This is a genomic window from Streptomyces viridosporus, from assembly GCF_002078235.1.
GTDB lineage: Bacteria > Actinomycetota > Actinomycetes > Streptomycetales > Streptomycetaceae > Streptomyces > Streptomyces viridosporus.
Map to the genome: position 1 here is coordinate 1 of NZ_MSGP01000607.1, position 7,334 is coordinate 7,334.

Sequence of the window (7,334 nt, forward strand, 5' to 3'; positions counted from 1 at the left end):
GGCCCGTCGCGCACCGCCCGGTCCGCCGGGCGCGGTCCGCGACACGGGCCCCGCCGACATCGGTGGCCCCGCCGACGTCGGTGGGCCGTGCCGACATCCAGGGGCCGTGCCCGGTCCGCCGGGGGCGGCGGTCCGGCCGGTCGGTCAGCGCGCCTCCGGCGCGGGTGCGCCGACGCGCAACTCCGGTGTGCTCGTGGCGACGTAGACCACCGCGAGCAGGCACAGCAGGCCGCCCGTCACCAGGGCCGTCGCGCCCGAGGTCGCGCCGGCCACCAGCCCCGCGCGCATGTTGCCGAGGTGCGGACCGGCCTGTCCGACGATCGTCTCGGCGGCCGTGACCCGGCCCAGCAGGGCGTCGGGCGTACGGGTCTGCACGATCGTGGTGCGGGAGAGCACCGACAGGGCGTCGGCCGCGCCGGCCAGGACCAGCAGCCCCAGGCCCACCCACGGATCGGTCATGAGGCCGAACGCGGCCAGCGCGGCGCCCCAGACGCCCGCGCCGAAGAGCATGACGAAACCGGGACGGCCCCGGTGGGTCACCGCACCGGACAGCGCGGACGCCAGGACGCCGCCGATCGCGAGGGCCGACAGGAACAGGCCGAGCGTGCGCGGATCACCGCCGAAACGCTCGTCGTTGACCAGCGGGAAGAGGCTGACCGGCATCGACAGGACGGTGGCGGCGAGATCGGTGACGAGCGCGCCGCGCACCGCCCGGTGGCCGGCCAGGAAGCGCAGCCCGTCCAGCACTCCGTGCAGACCGGCCCGTGACGGCTCCCCCTCGGGCGGCAGCGCGGGCAGACCGAACGCGCCGTAGAAGGAGAGGAGGAAGCTCAGCGCGTCGAGCAGGTAGCAGACGCCGATGCCGAACCAGCCGAGCAGCAGGCCCCCGAGCGCGGGGCCGACGAGCATCATCGCCTGGCCGGTGACCTGGTGGAGCGCCAGCCCGGCGGCCACCTGGTCCTTGGGCAGCAGCCGCGGGACGAACACCCCGGCCGCGGGAGCGCCGACCGCCGCGCAGGCGGACTGCGCCGCGACCAGCGCGAGCACTCCGGCCACCGGTACGTGCCCGGTGAAACCCTGGACCGCGAGCAGCAGCGAGCAGACCGCCTGGCCGGTCGTCGAGGCCAGGTAGATCCGGCGCCGGTCGCCCCGGTCGGCCCAGGCCCCGGCGAACAGCCCGACGCAGACCATCGGCAGCGCCTGCGCGAGACCCACCGCGCCGCTCCAGACCGCGCTGTGCGTCATCTCCCAGACCTGGTACATGACGGTGACCATGGTCATGAAGCTGCCGAGCACGGACACCGTCCGTCCGATCAGCAGGCGCCGGAAGACCGGGGACGTGCGCAGGGGACGCACGTCGATCAGGACGCGGGTGAGACTCATGACGGGACGGCGGGGAGGGGCGCGGGCTGAGGCACGCGCGGACGCTACCCGGCCGTGCGCGTGCGGGGCCAGTCATTTCGGCGCGGCCCCGCCCGACGGCCGCCTCCTGCGACCCTGCCCGACGACCGGTTCCTGCGGCCCCGCCCGACGGCCGGCTTCCGCGGGGTCGGCCGCCGGGCCGACGTGGTGCGTCAGGCCGATTCGCCGAGGAGCCGGATCAGGTGCGCGCGGCCGGGGGAGAGGAGGGCGGGGAGCGGGGCGGCGTCGGCGTACCAGCGTTTCTCGTACTCCCAGCACAGCCAGCCGTCCCAGCCGTGGCGGGAGAGGACCTCCACGCAGTCGGCCAGGGGCAGGACACCGGCGCCGAGGGGGAGCGGGGTCGTGTCGTCGGCGGAGGCGATGTCCTTGACCTGGACGTAGCCGAGGTGGGGGGAGAGCGCCGCGAAGCTCTCCACGGGCTGCTCGCCGCCCAGCCAGGTGTGCATCACGTCCCACAGCGCGCCCACCTGACGGTGGCCGACCAGGCCGAGGATCCGCATCGCGTCGGCGGCGGTGCGGTGCGAGTCGTGGGTCTCCAGCAGGATGCGGACGCCGAGGTCGGCGGCGTACTCGGCGGCCGTGCCCAGCCGACGGGCGGCCGTCGCGTCCGCCTCCTCGGGACTCTGTTCGGGGGCGCCGCCCGGGAAGACGCGGACGGAGGGGGCGCCGAGGTCGCGGGCGAGGTCGAGCAGGGCGCGGATCTCGGCGAGGACCGGTCCGTCGTCGCCCGGCGCGGCGACCCGGGAGTACCCGGCGAGGCCCAGGACCTCGACACCGGCCGCCTCGAACCCGGCGGCGACGTCGGCGCGTTCGGCGGGGGTGAGACGGGGGTGGACCGGTTCCTCGGGGTGGGCGCGCAGTTCGACACCGTGGTAGCCGTGCTCGGTCGCGAGGCGCAGCACGTCGGGCAGGGGCAGGCCGGGGACACCGAGGGTGGAGAACGCCAGCTTCATGAGAAGGGAACGTACCCGCGACCCCCGGGGTGAATCCCCCTCGTCACGCGGGTGTCGCGAGCGAAGCCGGGCGGGGGCGGCCTTCCGGGGGAGGCCCGGTTCAGGCCTCGGCGGGTGCCTGCGGGGCCGCCGGTCGGCGGCTCCCGAGGGGCAAGGCACCGGCCCACCACCACCGAGCCGCGCCCACCGCGCTCCTGCCGCGCCCACCGCGCCCCGCACCCTGCCACCGTGCCCGCGCCCTCGTCGCCATGCCCGCCCTACGGCCGCCCGGGAAGCGCCGAGGACGGTACGCCTTCCGGAGCGCGGGAGCGCGGGAGTGCGGGAGTGCCGGAGCGCCGGAGCGCCGGGGTACTGAAGCACCGGGCCACCGGAGCGCCGGACCGGCTAAGCGCGCGGTACCCCGCTGGACCCCCGCACCATCAACTCCCCCCGCACCGAGGCGATCCCGCCCGGCGGCGGCTCCTCGCGGCCCATGGCGATGCGCCCGGCCCTGGCCCCCGCCTCCGCCAGCGGCAGCCGCACCGTCGTCAGCGCCGGCACCGCGTCGATGCTGAACGGGAGGTCGTCGAAGCCGGCGACCGAGACGTCCTGGGGGATGCGCAGCCCGGAGTCCCGCAGGGCGGCGCACGCGCCGAGGGCGACGGTGTCGTTCGCGGCGACGAAGGCCGTCAACGTCGGGTCCCGGCGCAGGAGTTCCAGTGTGGCCTCGTAACCGGACCGGCGGTCGTAGCGGCCGTGGACGGTCCAGCGCGGGTCCTCCTCGATGCCGTGCGCGGCGAGCGCGGCCCGGTGCCCCTCGAGGCGGTGGCGGGTGGTCGTGCGCTCCTCGGGGCCCGCGATGTAGCCGAGGCGGCGGTGGCCGAGGCCGATCAGGTGCTCGGTGAGTTCCCGGCCGCCGCCGCGGTTGTCGAAGGTCAGCGCGATCGCCCCGGCCTCCGGCGCCGGCGGCCGGCCGCACAGCACCACCCGGGTCCCGGCGTCCGCCAGCTTGCGCAGCTTCGCGTCCATGGCCGCCCGGTGCGCCGCGCCCTCGATCGCCCCGCCGGTCAGCACGACCGCCGCCGCCCGCTGCCGCTGGAGCAGGGTGAGGTAGGTCAGTTCGCGCTCCGGGGAGCCACCCGTGTTGCAGACGACCGCGAGTCTCTCCCCGCCCGCGCGTCCGCCCGGCCCCCCGATCTCGGCCTGGATCGCGCTCGCCATGATCCCGAAGAACGGGTCGGCGATGTCGTTCACCAGGATGCCCACCAGGTCGGAGGTGGCGGCGGCCAGGGCGCTCGCGGGGCCGTTGAGCACGTAGTCCAGTTCGTCCACGGCCTTCAGCACCCGCTCGCGGGTGGAAGCGGCCACGGGATAGTTCCCGTTGAGCACGCGCGACACCGTCGCGGGGGAGACCTGCGCGCGAGCCGCCACGTCCGCCAGGGTCACCGTCATGCCTCGTCCTCCGCCTCGCGCGTCCCGCCGTACGCCGTCGTACACACCCACACCCGTGGCCGTGGTTCCGAGCAGACCCTACGGCCCCACGCCCGATTGTTCGCCCCCTCGAACAAGTCCGGCCCGCCGCGGTCTTGTCCGGACCCTCGTCCAGAGGCTAGCTTCTGTCTACATAGAAAGCGCTTGCTGTCACGTTCACCAGTCACCGCGCACCCTCGGCGGCCGACGGGCGACGGGCTGGACGTACGCGGCGCGCGGACCGCGTACGAAGGGAACGACGTGACACGTAAAACGGTGCGTATCGCCATGAACGGTGTGACCGGACGCATGGGCTACCGCCAGCACCTCGTCCGCTCCATCCTGGCCCTGCGCGAACAGGGCGGCCTCGACCTCGGCGACGGCACCGTGCTGTGGCCGGAGCCGATCCTGGTCGGCCGCCGCGAGCCCGCGCTGCGCGCGCTGGCCGAGCGGCACGGCCTGGAGCACCTCTCCACCGACCTGGACGCGGTCCTCGCCGACGAGACGGTGGACGTCTACTTCGACGCCCAGGTCACCTCCGCCCGCGAGGAGGCCCTCAAGAAGGCCATCGCGGCGGGCAAGCACGTCTACACCGAGAAGCCGACCGCCACCGGCCTCGACGGCGCCCTGGAACTCGCCCGCCTCGCGCACGGGGCCGGCATCAAGCACGGCGTCGTCCAGGACAAGCTGTTCCTGCCCGGCCTGCTCAAGCTGAAGCGGCTCATCGACGGCGGCTTCTTCGGCCGCATCCTGTCCGTGCGCGGCGAGTTCGGCTACTGGGTCTTCGAGGGCGACTGGCAGTCCGCCCAGCGCCCGTCCTGGAACTACCGCGCCGAGGACGGCGGCGGCATCGTCGTCGACATGTTCCCGCACTGGGAGTACGTCCTGCACGAGCTGTTCGGCCGGGTGAAGTCCGTCCAGGCCCTCGCCGCCACCCACGTCCCACAGCGCTGGGACGAGCACGGCAAGCCCTACGACGCCACCGCCGACGACGCCGCCTACGGCGTCTTCGAGCTGGAGGGCGGCGCGATCGCCCAGATCAACTCCTCCTGGGCGGTCCGCGTGCACCGCGACGAACTGGTCGAGTTCCAGGTGGACGGTACCGAGGGCTCGGCGGTCGCCGGGCTGCGGGGCTGCCGCGTCCAGCACCGCTCCGCCACCCCCAAGCCGGTCTGGAACCCGGACATCCCCGCCACCGAGGTCTTCCGCGACCAGTGGCAGGAGGTCCCCGACAACGGGGAGTTCGACAACGGCTTCAAGGCCCAGTGGGAGCTGTTCCTCAAGCACGTCTACGCCGACGCCCCCTACCACTGGGACCTGCTGGCCGGCGCCCGCGGCGTCCAGCTCGCCGAACTGGGCCTGAGGTCCTCGGCCGAGGGCCGCCGCCTCGACGTACCGGAGATCGCGCTGTGACCGTCCGACTGCCCGACGAACACGGCCGGCTGCGGACCTACGAACCCCGCACCGAGCCCCTCGCCCCCACGCCCGGAGCCCCCCTCGTCTCCCGCACGGTCTTCTCGGCCGCGCACGTCGTCGCCGACCCGTACGCCGACACCACCCCCGACTCGCCGGCGGCCGTCGACTGGGACGCCACCCTCGCCTTCCGCCGCCACCTGTGGTCGCACGGGCTGGGCGTCGCCGAGGCCATGGACACCGCCCAGCGCGGCATGGGCCTGGACTGGGCGGGCGCGGCCGAGCTGATCCGCCGCTCCGCCGCCGAGGCGAAGGCGGTGGGCGGCCGGATCGCCTGCGGCGTCGGCACCGACCAGATCACCTCCGGCACGCTCGCCGAGGTGCGGGCGGCGTACGAGGAACAGCTCGCGCTCGTCGAGGAGTCGGGCGCGCAGGCCATCCTGATGGCGTCCCGCGCGCTGGCCGCCGCCGCACAGTCCCCCGACGACTACCTGGAGGTGTACGGCCACCTCCTGCGCCAGGCCGCCGAGCCGGTGATCCTGCACTGGCTCGGCCCGATGTTCGACCCGGCGCTGGAGGGCTACTGGGGCTCCGCCGACCTGGACGCGGCCACCGGGACCTTCCTGGAGGTCATCGCCGCCCACCCCGACAAGGTCGACGGCGTCAAGATCTCGCTCCTCGACGCCCGGCGGGAGGTCGACCTGCGCCGCCGCCTCCCGCACGGCGTGCGCTGCTACACCGGCGACGACTTCCACTACCCCGAGCTGATCGCCGGGGACGAGCAGGGCTTCAGCCACGCCCTGCTCGGCATCTTCGACCCGCTCGGCCCGCTGGCGGCCGAGGCGGTCCGCGTGCTGGACACGGGGAACACGGAGGGCTTCCGCGCCCTCCTCGACCCCACCGTCGAACTCTCCCGCCACCTCTTCCAGGCACCCACCCGCTTCTACAAGACGGGCGTGGTCTTCCTGGCCTGGCTGGCGGGCCACCAGGACCACTTCGCGATGGTCGGCGGCCTGCAGTCGGCCCGTTCCCTGCCGCACTTCGCCCGCGCCTACGAACTCGCCGACGGTCTCGGCCTGTTCCCCGACCCGAAGCTCGCCGAGGAACGGATGAGGACCCTGCTGCACCTGTACGGAGTGACCCCGTGACCGACCTCGCGCGCTTCAGCATCAACCAGATGACGGTCAAGCAGCTGCCGCTGCCGGACCTCGTCGCCGCCTGCCGGGACCTGGGCGTGCCGGGCGTGGGACTGTGGCGCGAACCCGTCCAGGCCTACGGGGTGGAGGCGGCGGCCGAGCTCGTGCGCGACGCGGGCCTGACGGTGACCACGCTGTGCCGGGGCGGCTTCCTCACCGCCGTCGACCCCGGCGAGCGGGCCGCCGCCCTGGCCGACAACCGCCGCGCCGTCGACGAGGCGGCGACGCTCGGCACCGACACCCTGGTCCTGGTCTCGGGCGGCCTGCCGGCCGGCTCCAAGGACCTGCGCGCCGCCCGGGAACGCATCGCGGACGCCCTGGCGGAGCTGGCCCCGTACGCCGAGCGGCAGGGGGTGAGGCTGGCCATCGAGCCGCTGCACCCCATGTTCGCCTCCGACCGCTGCGTGGTCTCCACGCTCGCCCAGGCCCTCGACCTCGCCGAGCGCTTCCCCGCCCACCAGGCCGGCGTCACCGTCGACACGTACCACGTCTGGTGGGACGACACCGCGCCCGCACAGATCGCCCGCGCGGGCGCCCAGGGCCGCATCCACACCTTCCAGCTCGCCGACTGGACCACCCCGCTGCCCGAGGGCGTCCTCAACGGCCGCGGCCAGATCGGCGACGGCTCGATCGACATGCGGGAGTGGAAGGGGTACGTGGAGGCGGCCGGTTACACCGGCGCCATCGAGGTCGAACTGTTCAACGACGCGCTGTGGGCCCGGGACGGGCGCGAGGTGCTGGCCGAGACGGCGGCACGGTTCGCGGAGCACGCCGGGTAGCGGCCGCGCGGAGCCCTCCCGCGCACGGAGGGAGCCGGGGCGGAGAAGGACAGGGGCACGGAGCGCAAGCCGTGCGGTGCCGGACAGGACGCCGACGTTCGCCGGCACCGCACGGCTTGCGC

6 protein-coding genes are annotated in these 7,334 nt (G+C 74.7%); 3 read left to right on the forward strand and 3 right to left on the reverse strand.

The features are described from left to right. Window positions 1-144: 144 nt before the first annotated feature. From B7L92_RS34100 to B7L92_RS34110, 3 genes are all read right to left on the reverse strand, one after another. Window positions 145-1,383 (reverse strand): MFS transporter, encoded by a 1,239-nt coding sequence (locus B7L92_RS34100; protein ID WP_081241110.1) that lies wholly within the window; start codon window positions 1,381-1,383, stop codon window positions 145-147. 191 nt (window positions 1,384-1,574) lie between these two features. After that, window positions 1,575-2,375, reverse strand: coding sequence for a sugar phosphate isomerase/epimerase family protein (locus tag B7L92_RS34105; RefSeq protein WP_081241111.1), 801 nt, complete (start codon window positions 2,373-2,375; stop codon window positions 1,575-1,577). 384 nt (window positions 2,376-2,759) lie between these two features. Further along, the gene (locus B7L92_RS34110; RefSeq protein WP_081241112.1) at window positions 2,760-3,806 is read right to left on the reverse strand and encodes a LacI family DNA-binding transcriptional regulator; all 1,047 of its coding nucleotides are present in this window, start codon (window positions 3,804-3,806) and stop codon (window positions 2,760-2,762) included. A gap of 279 nt (window positions 3,807-4,085) precedes the next feature. On the opposite strand from B7L92_RS34110, the gene B7L92_RS34115 reads away from it, so the two are divergent. Genes B7L92_RS34115 through B7L92_RS34125 form a run of 3 tightly spaced genes read left to right on the forward strand, consistent with a single transcriptional unit; the run spans window position 4,086 to window position 7,212 of the window. Continuing rightward, window positions 4,086-5,237: a Gfo/Idh/MocA family protein gene (locus B7L92_RS34115; RefSeq protein ID WP_081241113.1), complete on the forward strand. Its 1,152-nt coding sequence runs from the start codon at window positions 4,086-4,088 to the stop codon at window positions 5,235-5,237. Continuing rightward, window positions 5,234-6,385: a dihydrodipicolinate synthase family protein gene (locus tag B7L92_RS34120; RefSeq protein ID WP_081241114.1), complete on the forward strand. Its 1,152-nt coding sequence runs from the start codon at window positions 5,234-5,236 to the stop codon at window positions 6,383-6,385. Before B7L92_RS34115 ends, B7L92_RS34120 begins: the two co-directional genes overlap by 4 nt. After that, a complete protein-coding gene (locus tag B7L92_RS34125; RefSeq protein ID WP_081241115.1) occupies window positions 6,382-7,212 on the forward strand; it encodes a sugar phosphate isomerase/epimerase family protein in 831 nt (276 codons plus the stop codon). The genes B7L92_RS34120 and B7L92_RS34125 overlap by 4 nt, the downstream gene beginning before the upstream one ends. Window positions 7,213-7,334: the final 122 nt, after the last annotated feature.